General features: G+C 71.3%; 16 protein-coding genes and 1 pseudogene. 5 read left to right on the forward strand and 12 right to left on the reverse strand.

Annotation, left to right across the window (positions count from 1 at the left end; all coding sequences use genetic code 11):
• Positions 1 to 8 precede the first annotated feature (8 nt).
• Positions 9 to 248 (reverse strand): annotated as a pseudogene (locus tag DP939_RS49255) (polyketide synthase docking domain-containing protein); the annotation flags it as partial.
• 4 nt (positions 249 to 252) lie between these two features.
• Between DP939_RS49255 and DP939_RS07140 the strand changes: the two are divergent.
• Complete coding sequence (locus tag DP939_RS07140; RefSeq protein ID WP_113979794.1) at positions 253 to 999, forward strand: thioesterase II family protein; 747 nt, start codon at positions 253 to 255, stop codon at positions 997 to 999.
• Between the two features lie 119 nt (positions 1,000 to 1,118).
• On the opposite strand, the gene DP939_RS07145 is transcribed toward DP939_RS07140, so the two are convergent.
• Positions 1,119 to 1,712 (reverse strand): TetR/AcrR family transcriptional regulator, encoded by a 594-nt coding sequence (locus DP939_RS07145; RefSeq protein WP_113980095.1) that lies wholly within the window; start codon positions 1,710 to 1,712, stop codon positions 1,119 to 1,121.
• Positions 1,713 to 1,778: 66 nt separating this feature from the next.
• Between DP939_RS07145 and DP939_RS07150 the strand changes: the two genes are divergently transcribed.
• From DP939_RS07150 to DP939_RS07160, 3 genes are read left to right on the forward strand one after another with little or no spacing between them, the layout of a single operon-like run.
• Entirely contained in the window at positions 1,779 to 3,323 is a 1,545-nt protein-coding gene (locus tag DP939_RS07150) for an MFS transporter (RefSeq protein WP_404828580.1), read from the forward strand.
• Positions 3,324 to 3,376: 53 nt separating this feature from the next.
• Positions 3,377 to 4,300, forward strand: a complete 924-nt coding sequence (locus tag DP939_RS07155; protein WP_113979796.1) for an ACP S-malonyltransferase — start codon at positions 3,377 to 3,379, stop codon at positions 4,298 to 4,300.
• 10 nt (positions 4,301 to 4,310) lie between these two features.
• Positions 4,311 to 5,753: an AMP-binding protein gene (locus DP939_RS07160; RefSeq protein ID WP_113979797.1), complete on the forward strand. Its 1,443-nt coding sequence runs from the start codon at positions 4,311 to 4,313 to the stop codon at positions 5,751 to 5,753.
• Here DP939_RS07160 and DP939_RS07165 read toward each other — a convergent pair.
• Genes DP939_RS07165 through DP939_RS07185 form a run of 5 tightly spaced genes read right to left on the reverse strand, consistent with a single transcriptional unit; the run spans position 5,734 to position 12,678 of the window.
• Entirely contained in the window at positions 5,734 to 8,055 is a 2,322-nt protein-coding gene (locus tag DP939_RS07165) for a penicillin acylase family protein (protein WP_113979798.1), read from the reverse strand. The genes DP939_RS07160 and DP939_RS07165 overlap by 20 nt on opposite strands.
• Positions 7,961 to 9,298, reverse strand: coding sequence for a methylaspartate mutase (locus tag DP939_RS07170; protein ID WP_113979799.1), 1,338 nt, complete (start codon positions 9,296 to 9,298; stop codon positions 7,961 to 7,963). The genes DP939_RS07165 and DP939_RS07170 overlap by 95 nt, the downstream gene beginning before the upstream one ends.
• Positions 9,295 to 10,188 carry a proline iminopeptidase-family hydrolase gene (locus DP939_RS07175; RefSeq protein ID WP_113979800.1) on the reverse strand — a complete coding sequence of 298 codons (894 nt, stop codon included), beginning with the start codon at positions 10,186 to 10,188 and terminating at the stop codon, positions 9,295 to 9,297. Before DP939_RS07175 ends, DP939_RS07170 begins: the two co-directional genes overlap by 4 nt.
• Positions 10,189 to 10,203: 15 nt before the next feature.
• On the reverse strand, positions 10,204 to 11,457 hold the full coding sequence (locus DP939_RS07180; RefSeq protein ID WP_113979801.1) for an activator-dependent family glycosyltransferase: 1,254 nt from the start codon (positions 11,455 to 11,457) through the stop codon (positions 10,204 to 10,206).
• 15 nt (positions 11,458 to 11,472) lie between these two features.
• Positions 11,473 to 12,678 carry a cytochrome P450 family protein gene (locus tag DP939_RS07185; protein ID WP_113979802.1) on the reverse strand — a complete coding sequence of 402 codons (1,206 nt, stop codon included), beginning with the start codon at positions 12,676 to 12,678 and terminating at the stop codon, positions 11,473 to 11,475.
• A 232-nt stretch (positions 12,679 to 12,910) separates the two neighbouring features.
• On the opposite strand from DP939_RS07185, the gene DP939_RS07190 reads away from it, so the two are divergent.
• Positions 12,911 to 14,158, forward strand: a complete 1,248-nt coding sequence (locus DP939_RS07190) for an erythromycin esterase family protein (protein ID WP_158578493.1) — start codon at positions 12,911 to 12,913, stop codon at positions 14,156 to 14,158.
• A gap of 24 nt (positions 14,159 to 14,182) precedes the next feature.
• Here the strand turns inward: DP939_RS07190 and DP939_RS07195 are convergent, their stop codons facing one another.
• The 5 genes from DP939_RS07195 to DP939_RS45365 form a co-directional block, all read right to left on the reverse strand.
• The gene (locus DP939_RS07195) at positions 14,183 to 15,298 is read right to left on the reverse strand and encodes a DegT/DnrJ/EryC1/StrS family aminotransferase (protein WP_113979804.1); all 1,116 of its coding nucleotides are present in this window, start codon (positions 15,296 to 15,298) and stop codon (positions 14,183 to 14,185) included.
• Positions 15,295 to 15,903 carry a dTDP-4-dehydrorhamnose 3,5-epimerase gene (gene rfbC / locus DP939_RS07200; RefSeq protein ID WP_225878088.1) on the reverse strand — a complete coding sequence of 203 codons (609 nt, stop codon included), beginning with the start codon at positions 15,901 to 15,903 and terminating at the stop codon, positions 15,295 to 15,297. The genes DP939_RS07195 and rfbC overlap by 4 nt, the downstream gene beginning before the upstream one ends.
• Before the next feature lie 56 nt (positions 15,904 to 15,959).
• The gene (gene rfbB, locus DP939_RS07205; protein ID WP_113979805.1) at positions 15,960 to 16,946 is read right to left on the reverse strand and encodes a dTDP-glucose 4,6-dehydratase; all 987 of its coding nucleotides are present in this window, start codon (positions 16,944 to 16,946) and stop codon (positions 15,960 to 15,962) included.
• On the reverse strand, positions 16,943 to 17,818 hold the full coding sequence (gene rfbA / locus DP939_RS07210) for a glucose-1-phosphate thymidylyltransferase RfbA (RefSeq protein ID WP_113980097.1): 876 nt from the start codon (positions 17,816 to 17,818) through the stop codon (positions 16,943 to 16,945). Before rfbA ends, rfbB begins: the two co-directional genes overlap by 4 nt.
• 182 nt (positions 17,819 to 18,000) lie before the next feature.
• A complete protein-coding gene (locus tag DP939_RS45365; protein WP_147267909.1) occupies positions 18,001 to 18,672 on the reverse strand; it encodes a TetR family transcriptional regulator in 672 nt (223 codons plus the stop codon).
• Positions 18,673 to 18,789: the final 117 nt, after the last annotated feature.

Below are 18,789 nucleotides of genomic sequence, written 5' to 3' on the forward strand. Positions count from 1 at the left end.
GCTTCGCGCAGGCGGCGCCTGGCCTCTCTCAGGTCGGCAGTCGCTCTTTTCAGATATTCGACAAGCTTTGCTTCATTGTTCACTGAAAACCCACTCCTGCGCGAGCGCGAATGAGATCGGCCCAACGCTACGGAGCCCCCCCAGCAGCGGCCAACCCCTAAACCTCTAGGGGTTGGCCATGCTCCGACGTGCCACCTAACGTCAAGATGGCATGCTGCCCCTAACGAATGTCGAGCGACCGAAAGCATGAAAATGACGACGACCGAACAGGCTCTTTGGGGAAGGCGTTTCCACCCGGCGCCGGGCGGTGCGAGCAGGTTAATCTGCCTGCCGCACGCGGGAGGGTCGGCGCCTTTTTTCCTGCCGGTGTCCCAGAAGTTGTCCGCGCGTTTCGATGTGGTCTCTGTGCAGTACCCGGGGCGGCAGGACCGCAGGCACGAGCCGTGCGTGATCGACCTGGTGGAGCTGGCCCGGGGGGTGTTCGAGGCGCTGGGGCCGTGGGACGGGCCGCCGGTGGCGCTGTTCGGGCACAGTATGGGCGCGAGTCTGGGGTTCGAGCTGGCGCGGCTCATGGAGAAGGCGGGTGCTCCGCCCGCGCATCTGTTCGTCTCGGGGCGGAAAGCGCCGTCGATGCCGCGTGACGAGCGCGTTCACCTGCTCAACGACGAGGGGCTGCTGGCCGACGTACGCCGCCTCGGCGGGGCCGATCCGCGCGTCCTGGGCGATCCGGAGCTGCTGCGGATGGCGCTGCCCGCGATCCGCGCCGACTATCGGGCCGCCGAAACGTACGTCTACCGGCCGGGCCCGCCGCTCGCCTGCCCGATCACCGTGTTCACCGGCGACGATGACCCGAAGGTGACGGTCGATGAGGCGCGTGCCTGGTCAGCGCACACCAGTGGCGCTTTCGAGCTGAACGTCTTCCGCGGCGGGCACTTCTTCCTGGCCCAGCACCAGGCCGCGATCCTGGAGAAGATCTCCGCGTACCTGAGCCTGGCCTGAAACGTACCTGAGCCTGGCCTGAAACGTACCTGAGCCCGGCCTGAAAGGCAGGGGTGGCCGCGAGCCTCGGCAGGGGCTCCGGCGCACCCAGGGCAGGGGTCGCCTCTACCCGGCGGTGGTCAGTCGTCCCGCTGTTCCGCCTTGGCGGCGGCCGCGGCGAAGAGGCGGATGGCCTCGGCGAGGTCGCGGGCCGTCGGGGCGTGTTCCGGGTCCACCTCGCGCTGCACCGCCTGCCCGATGAGCAGCGACAGCAGCAGCCCGCCGAACGCCCGGTTCGCCCGCTCGCCGTCCGCGTCCACGACGCCTTCGAAGACCTTGGGCAGCCCGAGCCGCCCCTCCTCGTACTTGCGCGCGATCGACGCGAGCACCTCCGGCGAGCGTTTCATCTGGACGAACGCCTCGAAGCTGCCGGTCCACTCCTTCGCGCCCTGCGAGAACACCCCCGTGACCCGCTCCCAGATCTCCTGGAACTGGTCGATCGGGTCACCGGCCGTGTGTTCGGGCAGGTCGATGCCCTCGATGCTGTCGCTCCAGTCGCTGAGTATCTCGATCAGCGCCTGGGTGAGCAGGGCTTCCTTGGAGCCGAAGTGGTAGCCGATGGAGGCGAGGTTCGTACCGGAGGCGGCCACGATGTCGCGCGTCGTCGTGTGCGCGTAGCCCCTCTCGTACAGGCACCGCTTGGCGCCTTCCAGCAGGTCTTCGCGATGTCCCACGAGCACACTATACATACATACGATCTATACATACATCCGTCCTATACAGACGATTAAAACGCTTGTATAGTCGCCTCCATGACCACCACCGCAGCCAAGGCTGGCTGGAAGGAGTGGGTGGGACTCGCTGTGCTGGTCCTGCCCGTGCTGCTCGTCTCTATGGACCTGTCGGTCCTGTTCTTCGCGTTGCCCCTGCTCAGCCAGGACCTGACCCCCACCGGTTCGCAACTGCTGTGGATCGTCGACATCTACGGCTTCTTCCTGGCCGGCCTGCTGATCACCATGGGCAGCCTTGGTGACCGCATCGGCAGGAAGCGCCTGCTCATGCTGGGCGCGCTGGCCTTCGGCGGGGCGTCGGTGCTCGCCGCGTACTCCACCAGCGCCGAGATGCTGATCGCCGCCCGCGCCCTGCTCGGGCTCGGCGGGGCCACGCTGGCGCCGTCCACGTTGTCGCTGTTGCGCAACATGTTCCACGACGACGCGCAGCGGCGTACCGCCATCGGCGTGTGGACCGGCGCGTTCTCCGGCGGGCTGGCGATCGGCCCGATCATCGCCGGGGCGCTGCTGGAGTTCTTCTGGTGGGGCTCGGTGTTCCTGATCAACGTGCCGGTGATGGTGCTGCTGCTGGTGCTCGGCGCTTTACTGCTGCCGGAGTACAAGGACCCCAACCCCGGCAGGTTCGACCTGCTCAGCGCCCTGCTGTCGATGGTGGCCGTGCTGTCGATCATCTATGGCGTGAAGCAGATCGCCGAGGACGGCGTGACCACCACCTCGCTCGTCGCGATCGGGGCCGGGGCGCTGGTCGGGCTGGTCTTCGTCATCCGGCAGATCCGGATGACCCACCCGCTGATCGATCCGTCGCTGTTCCGGCGGGGAGCGTTCACGGGGTCGATCGTCGCCAACACCATGGTCACCTTCGCCGCGGCCGGGCTGGGCATGCTGGCCGTGCAGTACCTCCAGGTGGTGCTCGGGATCAGCCCGTTCCGGGCCGCGCTGTGGATGCTGCCGACCATGCTCGGCACCATCGTCGGCGTCACGCTGGCCAGCCTGCTGGCCAAGCGGATCAGGCCCGGCTACGTCATCGGCCTCGGGCTGCTGATCGGCGCGGCCGGGTTCGCGCTGGTCTCGCAGGTCCAGGTCGGGTCCTCGGTGGTGGCGCTGCTGACCGGCTACATCGTCGTCACGCTGGGCCTCGGGCTGGTCATCGCGCTGGCCACCGACCTCATCGTGGCCGCCGCGCCGCCGGAGCGGGCCGGGGCGGCGGCGGCGCTGTCGGAGACCGCCTCGGAGTTCGGCGGCGCGCTCGGCATCGCGACGCTGGGCAGCGTGGCCATCGCGGTCTACCGCGAGCGGATGTCCACCAGGATCCCGGAGCAGCTCACCGGCGAGGCGGCCGAGGCCAGCGGGGCCACGCTGGGCGGCGCGGTGGCGGTGGCCGAGCAGGCACCCGCCGGGGTCAAGGGGCCGCTGCTGGAGAACGCGTTCGCGTCGTTCACCGAGGGGTTCCACTTCGCGGCGTACCTGAGCACCGGCGTGCTGGTGCTCATGGCGGTCCTGGTGGTCGTCCTGCTCCGCCGGATGCGGATGCCGCAGAGCGCCGGACCGTCGTAGGGGGCCACGTTAGGGGTTATGCCGGGTGAGGGCGGCTCGTACGTTTCTGAGGTATGGACAACGTGACCGCGGTCGTCTTCCCCGGCATGGGCCCGATGCCCTTCTCCGACGTCGGCCGGTTCATGCTGCGCGACCCCATCGCCGGAAGGCTGGTGGCCGAGGCCGACGACGTGCTCGGCTACCCCCTCCTGGACCGGTACAGCACGACCGAGGGCGACTACTCCGAGTACGCCCAGGTCGCCTTCCTGATCAACTGCCTGGCGCTGGCGCGGTGGGCCGAGGAGCGCTTCGACCTGGCGCCGGTGGCCTGCGCCGGGCCGAGCTTCGGCGGCAAGACCGCGGCGGCGTACGCGGGCTGCCTGCCGTTCGGCGAGGCCGTGCTGATGACGGCCCGGCTGGCGCGGCTGATGGAGGAGTACTTCGCCACCGAGCACGCCGACGTCGTGACGCACTCCTTCGCCCGCGCCCCGCGCGAACGGCTGGAGGAGCTGCTGGCCGAGCTGGACGGGCGCGGCGAGTGGCACGACCTGGCCTGTCACGTGGACGACGACTTCTTCATGGTGTCGCTGCGCGCGGACGTCCTTGCATGGTTCGAGGGCAGGCTGCGGACCATGGGCGCGCTGCCGCTCTACACCATGCGCCCGCCGATGCACTCCGCGCTGTTCGCGCCGCTGCGTGCCCGCGCCGAGGCGGAGGTGATCGGCCCGCTGGAGTTCGCCGATCCGGCGCTGCCGGTGGTCTCCGACCACGACGGCTCACTGATCACTACGGGGGCCGGGGTGCGGTCCCTGCTGCTCGACGGGTTCGTACGCGCGATGCGCTGGCCCGCCGTGGTGGACACGCTCAAGGAACTCGGCGTGACCCGGATGTGCGTGGCGGGCCCGGACGGCCTGTTCGGCCGGGTCAAGCGGACCACCCGGAACTTCGAGGTACTGGCCGCCACCCCGAAGCTCGCCCTGCGCCCGGCCGCGGTTTGAGGACGACGAGATGAACGCGCTGCACGAACGGTTCCTGCGCGGCCTGGCGCTGGCCCCCGATCGGGTCGCGGTGCGGGTCGGGGCCGACGCGATCACCTACCGCGAGCTGCACGCCCGCGCGCTGCTACGGGCGGGCGCGCTGCCGCCCACGACCGTCGGCGTGCTGGCGGCCAAGTCCGTCGACGCCTACGCCGGCATCCTGGCCGCGCTGTACGCGGGGGCCACGGTCGTGCCGCTGCACGCCGGGTTCCCGGTGGCCCGGCTGGCCGGGATGGTGGCGCAGAGCGGCGTGACCGCGCTGGTCACCGATGAGGCCGGGGCGGCGGTGCTGCCCGCGCTGAAGGCCCTGGCCCCGCAGGTGTACGCACCTGAGCCGGAACGCCCGCTCCCCGAACCGCGCGGCGCCGACCTCTCCGACGTGGCCTACATCCTGTTCACCTCGGGCTCTACCGGCCGGCCGAAGGGCGTGCCGATCACGCACGGGGGCACCGCCCACTACTTCGGCCTGCTCGACGACCGCTACGACTTCACCCCCGCCGACGTCTTCTCCCAGACCTTCGACCTGAACTTCGACTGCGCCATGTTCGACGTGTTCTGCGCGTGGGGCGCGGGCGGTTCGGTGGTGGCGGTGCCGCCGCAGGCGTACCGCAGGATGCCGGAGTTCGTGGCCGGGCAGGGGCTCTCGGTGTGGTTCTCCACGCCGAGCGCCATCGCGCTGGTACGCAGGACCGGCGGTCTCTCCCCCGGCTCGATGCCCGAGCTGCGCTGGAGCTTCTTCGCGGGCGAGGCGCTGACCTGCGCCGACGCCGCCGACTGGCAGGCCGCGGCCCCGCAGTCCACCCTGGAGAACCTGTACGGCCCCACCGAGCTGACCGTCACGATCAGCGCCCACCGCTGGGCGGGCGAGGAGTCCGCGCGGCTGAGCGTCAACGGCGTGGTGCCGATCGGGACGATCCACGACGGGCACGACCACCTGATCGTGGACGGCGAGCTGTGCGTCGCCGGTCCGCAGCTGACCCCCGGCTACGTCGATCCGGCCGACGACGAGGGCCGTTTCCTTTCCCGCGACGGCCGCCGCTGGTACCGGACCGGCGACCGGGTGCGGGAGCTGCCCGGCGGCACACTGCTGTACCTGGGCCGGCTGGACGGGCAGGTCCAGGTACACGGGCTGCGGGTCGAACTGGCCGAGATCGACCACGCGCTGCGCGGCTGCGCGGGCGTGACCGACGCCGTCACCGTCGGCGTCACCAACGGCGGCGGCGTCGAGCTGGTCGCGTTCTACACCGGCACGCCGTCCTCGACCGCGAGGCTGGCCGAACAGCTCGGCAGGGTGCTGCCCGCCGGGATGATCCCCCGGCGCTTCCGCCACCTGGACGACCTGCCCCTGAACCACAACCGCAAGGTGGACAAGGGCGAGCTGCGCGGCCTCGCGGCTACTCTCTTGCGGGGATGAGCGTCAGCCTGCTCTCGGCGTTACGCTCGACGGCGGCGCGGGTGTAGAGCAGCGGCGCGTACCCCTCAATGAGATCGTCGTAGTGCGGCGAGCGGGGGTCGCCCGACTGGCCGGGCGCGCTGGTGAACCGCGAGGCGTCCCAATCGCCCACGTCCAGCACCATCTTGAGCGCGGCCCCGGTGTGCGAGGTGTACGTCCCGGGCTGGTACTGCGAGGCGTCCACCGTGTACGGCGAGCCGCCGCGCGGGAACGGCCCCAGGTGCGCCCCCAGCGGGCCGGCGAACACGGTGTGGTGCAGCGCGCCCCACCGCCAGGTCGCCGGGTCGTCGCCGAGCCGCCCACTGACCTCCGCGTACGCGGCCTTGAGCGTGTCGAGCAGCATCGCGTCCCTGACCTTCGCGCCGTCCGGGCCGAACCACCGCGTGGGGTGCTCGACGGCCTCGATGAGCAGCGTCACGTCCGAGCGCGGCAGGATCGCCGCGATGTGCGGCGGCAGGACCTTGGCCAGGAACGCGGGCGTCAGGTGCCGGGTGAACCACGGCTCGAACAGCGCCGCGCCCGCCGACCCGGCGCTCGCCGTGCCGTCGTAGCGGCGCAGCAGCGCCAGCGCCCGCCGGGTGACCGGGTCGTCGCCGGTCAGCCGCCGCAGTACGGCCAGCACCCGCCGGGCGGGCAGTGAGACCTGGTCGCCCTGCAACCGCATCGCGTCGGCCACGGAGTGCCGCCGGTCGGCGGCGAGCACCTGGTCGATGCGCTGCTTGCGGTAGGGGGCCTCCCACTCGAAGCCGACGCGCGGCGTGGGCGGCAGGTTGAACTCGTTGGCCGAGCTGATGAACCCCGCGCGGGGATCGCTGACGCGGGGCAGCCGGGCCCCGTCCAGGAAGCCGCGCCACTCGAAGCGGCCGTCGCCGGGGACCGGCAGCAGGCCGTCGTAGCCGGTGCGCAGCGGGGCCAGCCCGCCGGGCACCCAGCCGATGGTGCCGGAGGTGTCGGCGTACACCTGGTTCTCCGGCGGGCCGCCCCAGGTGCGCATGATCTCGGCGAAGTCGCGGAAGTCACGCGCCCGCATCAGGCGCAGGCTGCCGAAGTAGGGGGAGGTGCCGGGTTCCAGCCAGGTGGTGCGCACGGCGTAGGCGAGGCCGCGGGCGGTGTCCACCTTCATGACCGGGCCGTGCCGGGTGAAGGTCAGCTCGACCTCGCGCGGGGCCTGGCCCGCGACCGGCACGGTCTCCTTGACGGTGGTGAAGCGCTCCCAGCGGTCGCCGTACCGGTAGCGGCCGGGGTCGTCCGGGTCGAGCCGGTAGACGTACAGGTCCTCCTGGTCCACGCCGAACACCGTCAGCCCGAACGCCACCGTGCCGTTGTGGCCCATGGCCACGCCGGGCAGCGCGGGCTCGCCCGCGCCGATCACGTTCAGGCCGGGGGCCGACAGGTGGGTGACGTACCGCAGCGCGGGCGCGGTCATCGCGCGGTGCGGGTCGGCCGCCAGGACGGGCCGGCCGGTGGCCGTGCGGTGCGGCGCGACCGCCCAGGCGTTGCTGCCCTCGGCGGCCGGGGCCTGCGGCGGTACCGTGCGCACCTGGCCGTTCTGGACGGTGACGCCGGTGATGGCCAGCATGTACGGGGTCAGGATGTCGGGGGTCACCGCGCACGGGTCCAGGCCGTCGGGCAGCGTGGTGGTCCACTCGGGCTGGTGCCTGCCGAGCCTCCCGGCCGCCTCGATGCCGCCCGCGCAGACGACCATCGAGCGGATGACCTCGCTGGCGACGTTCAGCGACAGCGCGTTGCTGCGGATGCGGACGACGTCCTCGGGCCGCCAGCGCGCGGGCGTATAGCCCAGCTTGCCGAACTCGGGGGGCAGCGCGGCCGGGTCCAGGGCGTCGATGTAGGCGTTGACGCCCTCGGTGAAGCGGGTGGCGGCCCGCCGCGCCTCCGGCCCGTAGGAGTCCCACTCCTCGCGCATGTCGCCCCGGTACAGGAACAGCCGGGTGGCGCGGTCCTGGGCCAGGTAGGCGGGGCCGAGCACCTCGGAGAGCAGGCCGAGGCCGCGCCTGCGCCACAGGTCCATCTGGAAGAGCCGGTCCTTGGCCGCGGTGTAGCCCTGGGCGAAGAACAGGTCGTCGGTGCTGCGCGCGTACAGGTGCGGCACGCCCCAGCGGTCGGTGATCTGCTGGACGGGGGCGCGCAGGCCGGGCACGGCCCGCGTGTCAGCGGCCGACGCCGGCGCCGCCGGTACGACGGCCGAGGCCAGCAGGCCCGCCAGCGAGATCCCGGCCGCGAGCAGCGGACGTGAGTACTTCATGGTCTTCCTCGTCGTCGTAGGTCCGCTGCACGTACGACAGTGCGGCGAGTAGATCGCTGGAGGTGACCGGCCGCGACGACCCGGTGGTGACCAGCCCGGCCAGCGGCAGCGAGCCGGTGTCGGCCCAGCGGAGCCGGCCGGTGTCGTCGATGAAGCTCCTGGTCCGCCCCTGGTTGTCGGGATGCACGCAGTAGGGGATGTCGAGGTGGCCCTGTTTGAAGGCGAGCAGCAGGGCCTCGCCGAGGTCGCTCGCGCCGTCCAGCACGGCCTCGACCAGGGCCCGCGCCTCGGCGTAGATCTGGGAGTCGGCGGCGGGCGCGCGGGTGGGCGGGCGGGTCAGGGCGGCGACCTCGCCCGCGTGGGCCAGCGCGGCGACGTTCTCCTCGATGGTGGGGATGCGCCGGGACTCGGCGACGGTCTTGACGATCAGCCGTTCGGCGCCGGTCTCGACGGCCAGTTCGGCGGCCCGGCCGAGCAGTCTCCGCGCGCCGCCGTCCGTGGCCGGGTACATGCCCATGTAGGCGTAGATGACGACGTGCCAGTTGACGTGCGGCAGGAGTTCGGCGCACAGCCTGCGCAGCGCGAGGACGGCTTCGCGGTCCTGCTCGTGGTTGGTCTGCTGGGCGTAGCTGACCGAGATGTCGCACAGGCCGTGCTGGGCGAAGAACAGCGCCTCGCACACGCTGAGCGCGACGAGCTGGCTCGGCGGGCAGAGCTGGCCGAGCATGCAGCCGCCGAAGGTCTCCAGGTGCGGTTCGATGCCGACGTCGCGCAGTTCGGCCAGCTTCTCGCAGACGGTGGCCCAGTTGTGGACCGACTGGTGCAGCGGTGTGCGGCCGTACGGCAGGCAGTACGACACCGGGCCGCCCTCCGTGGCGTGCAGCCCGGCGGCGATCGAGGCGAGCACGATGTCCCGCGGGACGGCCGACCCGTGCCGTACCTGCACGGGGAAGTCCGGGCCCGCGATCCCGGCCAGGACCTCGCGGGTGACCTCGGTGGGGTGGGTGGCGATCGGGTAGCCGTTGAGCGGTTCGCCGTCGCGGAGGGCGGCGTGCGCCCGGTCCAGGTGGCCGATCCTGGTGTAGCTGTCCACGGTGATCGTGCCGACCGTGGTGGCGGGGGCCCGCCGGGTGGCCAGCAGCCCGGCGCGCATCCGCTCGGGCGCGCTGAAGCCCATCCTGGGCTGGACCACCAGGGTCCCGCGCCGCGCCGCCTGCCGGACGAACCCCCCGAAACCGATCAACGCAACCGGTCCAGGTAGTCGGTCATGACCTTCAGGAAGCGCTCCGGCTCCTCCAGGTGCGGCACATGGCTGGACTCCTCGAACAGCTCCCAGCGCACGTCCGGGATCAGGTCCTGGAAGGGCTGCACGGTGACCGGGGTGGCCTCGTCGTACCGCCCGCTGATCAGCAGGGTCGGCACCGCGATGTCCGGCAGCACGTCCTCCACCGACCAATCGCGCAGGGTGCCGATGACGTGGAACTCGTTCGGCCCGTTCATGATGTGGTACACCGTCGGGTTGTCGCGCAGCTCCAGGAAGGTCGCGGTGTAGTCGCGCGGCCACGGGTCCAGCCTGCACACGTGCCGCTGGTGGAAGACCTGCGAGGCGCGGAAGTACTCCTCGCTGTCGGTCGTCCCGGCCGTCTCGTGCCTGCGCAGCGTCTCCTGCACGTCGGGCGGGAGCTGCGCGCGCAGCACCTCCATCTCGCTCAGCCAGGTCGGCATCGAGGCGGGCGAGTTGGCGATGACCAGGCCGCGCAGCCCCGGCGGGCGGCGGGCCGCGTGCGCGGCCGACAGCATGCCGCCCCACGACTGGCCGAACAGCACGTAGTCATCGGCGATGCCCAGCTTGGTGAGCAGGTTGTCCAGCTCGTCGAGAAAGAGCTGAACGGTCCAGAAGTCCGGGCCCTTGTCCGGCAGATGCGTGGAGCCGCCGCTGCCGAGCTGGTCGTAGTGGACGACCGGCCAGCCCCGCTCGGCCAGCGCGCAGAGCGGGAGCAGGTAGTCGTGGGTGCTGCCGGGCCCGCCGTGGACCACGACCACCGCGGGCCGGCCGGCGCGCAGCCGGCCGGTCACCCGGTGCCAGGTCCGGTACGGCCCGAACGGGATCGTGCCCTTGGTGGCCGGGGCCATCACGCTCACCGGCCGTCAGCTCCTGTGCTCGCCGGTCAGCCGCTCCAGTTCGGCGACGAGGGCGGCCGGGGTGGGCTCGGCCAGCAGCTCGGCGCGCAGCCGCGCGGCGTTGTCGGCGAAGGACGGCTCGGAGAGCAGCCGTTCCACGCCCTCGCGCACGGTCTGGGCGCTCATCCGCTCCGGGCGGAAGAACAGCCCGGCGCCCTGGTCCTCGATCATCTGGCCCTTGACCGGGGTGTCCCACATGTCGGCGATGGTGATCTGCGGCACGCCGTTGATCAGCGCCCCGCCGACCGAGCCGAAGCCGCCGTGGTGGATGGTCGCCCGGCAGGTCGGCAACAGCGCCTGCAACGGGACGAAGTCCTCGATCCTGGTGTTGTCCGGCACCTTCTCCAGGCCCTCGCGCTGCGCCCCGGAGAGCGTGGCGACCAGCTCGATGTCCAGGTCGGCCATCGCGTCGACCAGCTCGGCCGGGGAGAACGGGTCGGCCCCCATGAAGTCCCGGCCGGACAGGCCGAGGGTGAGGCACACGCGCGGCTTGGCCGGCGGCTCCAGCAGCCAGTCGGGGATCACCGAGCGGCCGTTGTAGGGGATGTAGCGCATGCCCAGCGTGGGCACGTCCACGGGCAGCCGCAGGCTCTTGGGCAGCGGGTCGATCGTCCAGTGGCCGGTGATCAGATGGTCGCCGAAGGGCACGTCGTACCGGGCCGCCGTCCAGGTCAGCCACTCGGCGACCGGGTCCTCGCGGTGCTGCTCCGGCTGCCGGTCGCGCAGCTCGTTGAACACCTTGCGGGCGCTGCCCGGCGCGTCCAGCCCCCACAGCAGGCGGGCGTGCGCGGCGCCGCAGGCCGCCGCGGCGATGCCCCCCGCGTAGGTGTAGGGCTCGGAGATCACCAGGTCGGGCCGCCAGGACCGGGCGTAGGAGACCAGGCCGTCCACCATCGTGTCGTTGTTGGCCGCCATCAGCATGAGCGCGGTCGTCAACATCTCGAAGTCGAGGGCGTCGGCCCAGGTCGGGGGCTCGTCCCGCTCCTCGTACATCTTCGGGAAGGTCACGTTCCCCGCCATGGCGAGGTCCTGCCGCATCTGCTGGAGCACGTGGTCGGTGCCGACGGGCACCGCGGGCAGGCCGGAGGCCAGGATGTCGTCGGTCAGCATCGGCTGGCTGGCCACCCGTACCTCGTGCCCTGCCGCGCGCAGCGCCCAGGCCAGCGGGACCTGGCTGTAGTAGTGGGACGCCTGCGCGAGCGTCGTCATGAGGACACGCATCGGAAGGTCTCCTTCTCAGAGGGTGGTCACCGCGAGGGTGAGCGGGCCGCGGGTGACCGGGGTGCGCCGGCCGCGCAGTACCGGGCCGTCGCGCCGGATCTCCGGCGCGCTCTCGGCCAGCACCCGCAGCGCGACCTCCGCCTGGCGCCTGGCGAGCGGCGCGACGAACTCGTTCAGCCCCCCGCCGGCCGGGGCCACGACGCCGCGGGTGAGGTCGAACCGCGCGGGCTCGGGGCAGACCTGCGGGTCGCGGCCGAGCGCCGCGACGACGACCACGACGTGCGTGCCCGCCGGGACGCTCTGACCGGCCAGTTCGACGTCCTGCGCGGCCACGCGGGCCTGGAGCTGGACGGGCGGGTCGTGGCGCAGCGACTCCTCGACGGCGGCGGCGGCCAGTTCGGGCCGCTCGCGCAGGGTCCGCCACTGGTCCGGGTCGTCCAGCAGGGCCAGGGCGGCGTTTCCGGCCAGCCGGGCGGCGGCGTCCACGCCCTCGGCCGACAGCAGCAGCCGGATCGCGCGCAACCCCTCCCCGTCGTCCGCCGACTCGCCGAGCAGCGCGTCCAGGTCGGCGAAGGCGGCGTCGAGGTCGCGGACGACGTCGAGCCGCTGGGCGGCGAGCAGGCTGTCCGGCATCCGCGCGAGCCGCAGGCACAGGTCGGCGAACCGGTCGTGCTCGTCCTCGGGGACGCCGATCAGCCTCGCGGTGATCTCGGCGGTGGCCGGGCGCAGCACGTCGTTCATCAGGTCGAAGCCGGGACGCGGCGCGCGATCGAGGGCCGCCCGGTAGAGGCCGGCCATCAGGTCGTCGTGCGCGGCGCACGCCTCCGCCCCGAACCGGGGCAGCCACAGGTCCCTGTCCACGCGGCCGGGCACGCCGCCGAAGTAGGGCACCACCTGCGGCGGCACCGGCCCGCCCGCCGGGCCGACCGGCCCGAAGCCGTCGCCGTCCAGCACCCGCGCGGCCACCGCCGGGTCACAGGTGACCAGGCTTCCGGCGGCGCTCGTGTGCAGCGGGCCGAGGGCGCGCAGCCGCTCGTACAGCGGGTAGGGGTCGTCGGTCTGGCCGCGCAGCACCATGGCGTAGGCGTCGCCGCCGTTGGAGCCGAGGAACCACTGCATCGCCCGGGTGGACATCAGGTGCAGCCCGAGTTCGGTGTCGGTGAGGTCCGCGAGCGCGCGTTCCAGTGGCGGTAGTAGCAGCGTGGTGTCCTGGCTGTTCATTGGCGCTCGCCCGCTCCCGATTATTCGTCAAAATGACGATCACGCGTTTTCCGTCGTCGGAATCTGCCGCCATGCTAGAAACCTGGTGATCGACGCCCAACCCCTAGCCCGCCCCTATTCGTTGGTAGGGCAGGCTGTACCACGGAGACGGGGGAGTCCTGCATGGCACCTATTTCGCCGTCCTTGGATCATGGACTTCGAACGGTCGAATTCCAGCCCAGGAAGGGATCCGATGTCCGGTTCGCCGCAGTACTGCGTCACGACCGCACTCCGGCGCAGCGCATATCCATTGCGTACGACAGAGCCGTACGCGGATCGCAGCGACCTGGAACCGCTGAGCAGGCTGGTCGAAGGCGCCTGCGTGGTCGGCCTGGGCCAGGCGACGCACAACAGCCATGAGTTCTTCACCATGAAGCACCGGATCTTCCGGTACCTCGTGGAGAAGCTGGGGTTCACCACGTTCGCGCTGGAGGCGAACTGGAGCGCCGGGCTGCGGCTCAACGACTACGTGCTGCACGGCAAGGGCGACCCGCGGCAGATCATGGACGAGGAGTTCCAGGGGTCGTACGTCTTCTGGAACACCCTGGAGCACCTCGACCTCATCGAGTGGATGCGCGCGCACAACGAGCGGCACGACCGGAAAGTGCAGTTCATGGGGGCCGACATCGGCCACGCGGGCGAGGAGCTGTACGACCGGGTGCTCACCCTCGCGATGCGGCACGCGCCCCGGCTCGGCCGCGAGCTGGCCCCGCTCTACCGCCAGTTGCGGCCCGAACCCGGGGCCGGCGCCTGGCCCGGCCACTACCTGGCCAAGTCGCTGGAGGAGCGGCGCTGGCTGGTGTTCCTGGCCCGCCGCGCGCTGACCCTGCTGCGCCGCCACCCCTGGCCCGACGCCTGCTCACACGCCTGGGCCGTCCGCCACGCCAAGGCGATCACCCAGACCTGGACCTTGTACGCCCACGACCTCGACGACCCCGCCCAGCTCGCCCAGGGCCTGCTGCACCGGGACATGGCGATGGCGGAGAACACGGTGTGGTGGCGGCTGCGCACCGGCCACCGGATGCTGCTGTCGGCGCACAACGCGCACGTCGCCTACGAGAGCTTCGACCCCGAGCACTATCCGAGGGTGCTCGGGGCGTTCCTGCGGCAGTACCTCGGGCCCCGGTACGTCAACGTCGGCTTCACCTTCCACCGCGGGTCGTTCAACGCCTGGAACGAGGCCAACAACATGACCGCCTTCACCGTGGGCCCGGCGGGCGGCCACAGCAACGAGCACACCCTGGACCAGATCGACCACGACGACCACCTGCTGGACCTGCGGACCATCCCGGCCAGGGCGCGGGCGTGGCTGCAGGTGGCGCGGCCGACCGGGGTGGTGGGCACGGTGTACCCGGTCGCGACGCCGCTGATCCGGCTGGCCCACTCCTACGACATGCTGATCCACCTGCGCGAGATCACCGCGGCGCACCTGCTGGCCTGAGCCGGGCAGCCGGGCAGCCGGGCCTTACCAGCCGCGGCGTACGGTCTCCACGATGTGAGCGCGCTGCTCCTCGGTCACCCACCAGCCGACGGGCAGGCAGACGATCCGCCGCGCCACCCGGTCCAGGCCGGGCAGCAGCGCCGCGTACCGGCGGACGCAGGTGTGGGTGTCGTTGCGCTCGTGGACGTTGCTGACCATGATCTGGGCCTCGTCCATGCGCTTCATGAAACCGGCGCGGTCCTCGACCTTGATCGGGTAGATCCAGAACGACGACTGACGGTCCTGCGCGCGTTCGGTCGGCTCCAGCCCCGGCACCCCGGCGAGTTCGCGGTCGTAGTAGGCGGCGTTGGCCTGGTGGCGGGCCACGACCTCCTCGGCCCACGCCATGTTCGCCAGCCCCATGGCGGCGTTGATGTCGGTCATGTGGAACTTGTAGCCCCACTCGGCGACGTCCGGCGGGTTGCGCAGCCGGTCGGCGGAGCGGCTGATGCCGAACCAGCGCAGCAGCGTGGCCCGCTCGTGCGCCGCGTCGTCGGGCAGGACGAGCGCCCCGCCGTCGCCGCAGGTCAGATGCTTGATCGCCTGAAAGCTGAACACGGCGGTGTTGCCGTGCGTGCCGAGGCGGCGGCCCTGGTAGGTGGCCCCCCAGGCGTGCGCGCAGTCCTCGATCACCATCGGGCGGAAGCCGAAGGCCGCCTCGGCGTCGTCGAGGATCGCCGAGAGGCGCTGGAGATCGACCGGGTAGCCGGCGAAGTGGACGACGATGATCGCGCGGGTGCGCGGGGAGATCTTGCGGGCCAGGTCGTCGAGATCGACGTTGAGGGTGGCGGGATCGATGTCCACCCACCTGATGTGCAGCCGGTTGGCCAGGATGGCCCAGTTGGTGGCCTCCATGGTCAGCGGCGTGGAGAGCACTTCGCCCTCGTCGTCGTCATGGCCGGTCGCGGCCATGTGCAGCGCGAGGTGCAGCCCCGAGGTGGCGCTGTTGACGGTGGCGACGCGCGGGTTGCCGATCCGGTCGCCCAGCGCCTGCTCGAACGCGGCGACCTTGGCGCCCTGGCCGATCTGGCCGCTGCCGACGACCTCGGCGACCGCGCCCGGCGCGGACTCCGACATGGCGACCTTGAAAAGCGGGATCATCGCGGTGCTCCTCCGGCGAGTTCGGCGTATCGGGCCTGGCAGTCGGCGTAGGAGGGCAGGATGCCGAGCCGTGCGGCCTCCTTCAGGGACGGCGCGGCGCGGTCCTTGCCGGACAGCACGGGCTCGTGGTCGCGCGGCCAGGGCAGGTCGAGGTCCGGATCGAGCGGGTTCACCTCGAACGACGACTGCGGCGACCAGGTGCTTGAGCACAGGTAGACGACGGTGGCCCGCTCGGTCAGCGGCGCGAAGCCGTGCGCGAGCCCTTCGGCCAGGTACAGCGCGTGCCGGTCGTCCTCGCCCAGCTCGACCGCGACGTGCTCGCCGTAGGTGGGCGAGCCCTCCCTGATGTCCACGACGATGTCGCGGATGGCACCGGCCGGGCAGCTCACGTACCGGGCCTGGCCGGGCAGGTGGATCGCGTGCAGGCCGCGGATCGTGCCGCGCGTCGAGACCGAGCAGTTGACCTGGGCGACGTTCATCGGGTGGCCGACGGCCTCGGTGAAGGCGGGCTGGCTGAAGACTTCCAGGAACAGCCCTCTGGAGTCGGGAAAGACCTTGGGCTCGATGAGGTACGCCCCACCGATGCCGAGTTCGCGAATCCGCATGTGATCCCCTCCTTTGCGGCGTTATGGTGGGTCGCTCGGATCGTCGGCGGCAACCCCTAGGGCACCCTTAAGCGGCTTTGAGCGGCTTTTGAGCGGCTTTTGAGCGGTTCCCACCAGGGGCGATTGGTCCGGTACCACTCGACCGTCTCGGCCAGGCCCTTCTCGAAGTCCACCGCTGGGTGGTAGCCCAGCTCGGTGCGGATCTTGGTGTGGTCAACGGAGTAGCGGCGGTCGTGGCCCTTGCGGTCCTCGACGTACTCCACGCGGTCCCACCCGGCGTCGCAGGCGGCCAGCAGCAGGCCGGTCAGCTCGCGGTTGGTCAGCTCGGTGCCGCCGCCGATGTTGTAGACCTCGCCGGGCCGGCCCGCCCGGCGTACCAGCTCGATGCCCGCCACATGGTCGGCGACGTGCAGCCAGTCGCGCACGTTGAGGCCGTCGCCGTACAGCGGCACCGTGCCGCCGTCGAGCAGGTTGGTCACGAACAGCGGGATGACCTTCTCCGGGAACTGGCAGGGCCCGTAGTTGTTGGAGCAGCGGGTCACCCGCACGTCCAGCCCGTACGTGCGGTGGTAGGCCAGCGCCACCAGGTCGGAGGACGCCTTGGAGGCCGAGTACGGCGAGTTCGGCGACAGCGGCCGGTCCTCCCGCCAGGAGCCCTCGGCGATCGACCCGTACACCTCGTCGGTCGAGATGTGCACGAACGTGCCCAGCCCGTGCCGGACGGCGGCGGCGAGCAGCGTGTGGGTGCCGGTCACGTTGGTGCGCAGGAAGTCGTCCGCGCCGGTGATCGACCGATCGACGTGGGACTCGGCGGCGAAGTGGACCACCTGGTCGTGATCGGCCATCAGGTCGCCGACGAGCGCGGCGTCGCAGATGTCGCCGCGGACGAACGTGATCCGGCCGCGCACCGGGTCCAGGTTGGCCGGGTTTCCGGCATAGGTGAGCTTGTCCAGGACGGTCAGCGTGCAGTCGTCCCGCTCGGCCAGGGTGCGTACGTAGTGCGAGCCGATGAACCCGGCCCCACCGGTGACCAGGATCTTCATCCGCGGAAACCGTCCGCGATGCTCATCACGTATTGACCGTATCCGGACTGGGACTGTGCGGCGCCGAGCCGGTGGCACTGCTCGGCGTCGATGAAGCCCATCCGCAGCGCGACCTCCTCCAGGCAGGCGATGCGCACGCCCTGGCGGAGTTCGAGGGTCTGCACGTACTGACCGGCCTGGAGCAGCGTCTCGGGGGTGCCGGTGTCCAGCCAGGCGAAACCGCGGCCCAGATCGACCAGCCGGGCCCGGCCCTGGCGCAGGTAGGCGAGGTTCACGTCGGTGATCTCCAGCTCGCCCCGGGCGGACGGCCGGAGGTTCTTGGCGATGTCGATGACGTCGTTGTCGTAGAAGTACAGGCCGGTGATGGCCCGGTTGGAGCGTGGCTTTTCCGGTTTCTCCTCGATGGAGACCAGGCGGCCGGACTCGTCGGTCTCGCCGACGCCGTACCGGTGTGGGTCGCCGACCGGATAGCCGAACAGCACGCAGCCGGAAACGTCGCGGACGTTGTCCTCCAGCACGTCGGAGAACGAGGGCCCGTGGAAGATGTTGTCGCCGAGGATGAGCGCGGCGGGCCCGGAGCCGATGTGGTCGGCGCCGAGCAGGAACGCCTGCGCGATGCCCTCGGGCGACTCCTGGGCGGCGTAGGAGATGTTCAGGCCGTACTGCGTGCCGTCGCCGAGCAGCCGGACGAAATTCGGCACCTGGTCGGGCGAGGAAATAAGGAGGATGTCCCGAATACCGGCCAGCATGAGCACCGATAGCGGGTAATAAATCATCGGCTTGTCGCTCACCGGGAGCAGTTGTTTGGAAACCGCGACGGTGATGGGATGCAGCCGCGTTCCCCGGCCTCCGGCGAGGACGATTCCTTTCACGGCCAATTACCCCTCTCCTGCGTGAAAGCACCTCACGCTAAGCAGCCCCGCCGGTGACCGGCAAGGTCGGTGGCGGCGGAGAGGGGGCGCATTAGGGGTCCGACCCCTACCGGCATGAGGGACCGCGCCGTGATGAGGCCGGAGTGAGGCCGGAGTGAGGCCGTAGTGAGGCCGGAATGACGTCAGCCGCCGCCGCGCGTCCCGTGCTCGGGGGGCACGGCGTCGCGGGCCTGGTCGGCGGCGGTGACGGCCAGGCCGAGGGCGTTGCGGAGGATGGGCGCGAGGGGCCGGTCCAGGCCCACGGACGCCCACTGCTCGACGGCCACCCACATGGTGCTCAGCCACACCGCCGCCGTGGCCCGCGCGCGGAACTCGCGGTCCTCGCTCTCCGGCAGGTGGTCGCGCAGCAGTTCGGTGAGCTGGTCGTTCCAGCGGATCGTCCACACGGCCCGGGTGGTGTGGAAGTTCGGTGACCGGACCGCGCGCAGGATGCGCGCCCGGTTGTACTCGTCGGCGGCGAACCGGTCGAGGGCCTCGAAGGTGCCCTCCACCCACGCCTCGGCCAGGCCCCGCCCTTCCACCAGCTTGGCGGCGACCCGGTCCAGGTGGTCGGGGATGGCGTTGCCGAGGTCCAGGTAGATGACGTCGGCCTTGGTCTTGAAGTACCGGAAGAAGGTGCTCACCGAGATGTCCGAGCGCTCGGCGATGGCCTCGGCGGTGGTCTTCTCGAAGCCGCCGCCCTCCTCGCCGCCGTTCTCCTCGAACAGCAGCGCCGCCTCACGGATGATCAGCCGGCGCTGCCGGTCCCTGCGCCGCTGCGCGGGCGTCGACTCCTGTGCGTGCTCCGCGGCCATGCGGTTCCTTTCCAGGTGGCTCAGGCGTCATCGTAGCGTCCCGTCCAGTGCGACCCATGTCATATTGACAGTACTCTCATTTCGACAGCAAGATCAGAAAAGTAGCCATCCTGAAGA

The organism is Spongiactinospora rosea, assembly GCF_003315795.1.
Classification (GTDB): domain Bacteria; phylum Actinomycetota; class Actinomycetes; order Streptosporangiales; family Streptosporangiaceae; genus Spongiactinospora; species Spongiactinospora rosea.

What these genes read in the sequence shown, in the direction of transcription:
- DP939_RS07165 (WP_113979798.1), bottom strand. Translation starts at nt 8,055, where the DNA reads ATGAAGTACTCACGTCCGCTGCTCGCGGCCGGGATCTCGCTGGCGGGC.
- DP939_RS45365 (WP_147267909.1), bottom strand. Translation starts at nt 18,672, where the DNA reads ATGGCCGCGGAGCACGCACAGGAGTCGACGCCCGCGCAGCGGCGCAGG.
- DP939_RS07195 (WP_113979804.1), bottom strand. Translation starts at nt 15,298, where the DNA reads ATGATCCCGCTTTTCAAGGTCGCCATGTCGGAGTCCGCGCCGGGCGCG.
- DP939_RS07140 (WP_113979794.1), top strand. Translation starts at nt 253, where the DNA reads ATGACGACGACCGAACAGGCTCTTTGGGGAAGGCGTTTCCACCCGGCG.
- DP939_RS07190 (WP_158578493.1), top strand. Translation starts at nt 12,911, where the DNA reads ATGTCCGGTTCGCCGCAGTACTGCGTCACGACCGCACTCCGGCGCAGC.
- rfbC (WP_225878088.1), bottom strand. Translation starts at nt 15,903, where the DNA reads ATGCGGATTCGCGAACTCGGCATCGGTGGGGCGTACCTCATCGAGCCC.
- DP939_RS07185 (WP_113979802.1), bottom strand. Translation starts at nt 12,678, where the DNA reads ATGAACAGCCAGGACACCACGCTGCTACTACCGCCACTGGAACGCGCG.
- DP939_RS07175 (WP_113979800.1), bottom strand. Translation starts at nt 10,188, where the DNA reads ATGGCCCCGGCCACCAAGGGCACGATCCCGTTCGGGCCGTACCGGACC.
- rfbB (WP_113979805.1), bottom strand. Translation starts at nt 16,946, where the DNA reads ATGAAGATCCTGGTCACCGGTGGGGCCGGGTTCATCGGCTCGCACTAC.
- DP939_RS07180 (WP_113979801.1), bottom strand. Translation starts at nt 11,457, where the DNA reads ATGCGTGTCCTCATGACGACGCTCGCGCAGGCGTCCCACTACTACAGC.
- DP939_RS07160 (WP_113979797.1), top strand. Translation starts at nt 4,311, where the DNA reads ATGAACGCGCTGCACGAACGGTTCCTGCGCGGCCTGGCGCTGGCCCCC.
- DP939_RS07155 (WP_113979796.1), top strand. Translation starts at nt 3,377, where the DNA reads ATGGACAACGTGACCGCGGTCGTCTTCCCCGGCATGGGCCCGATGCCC.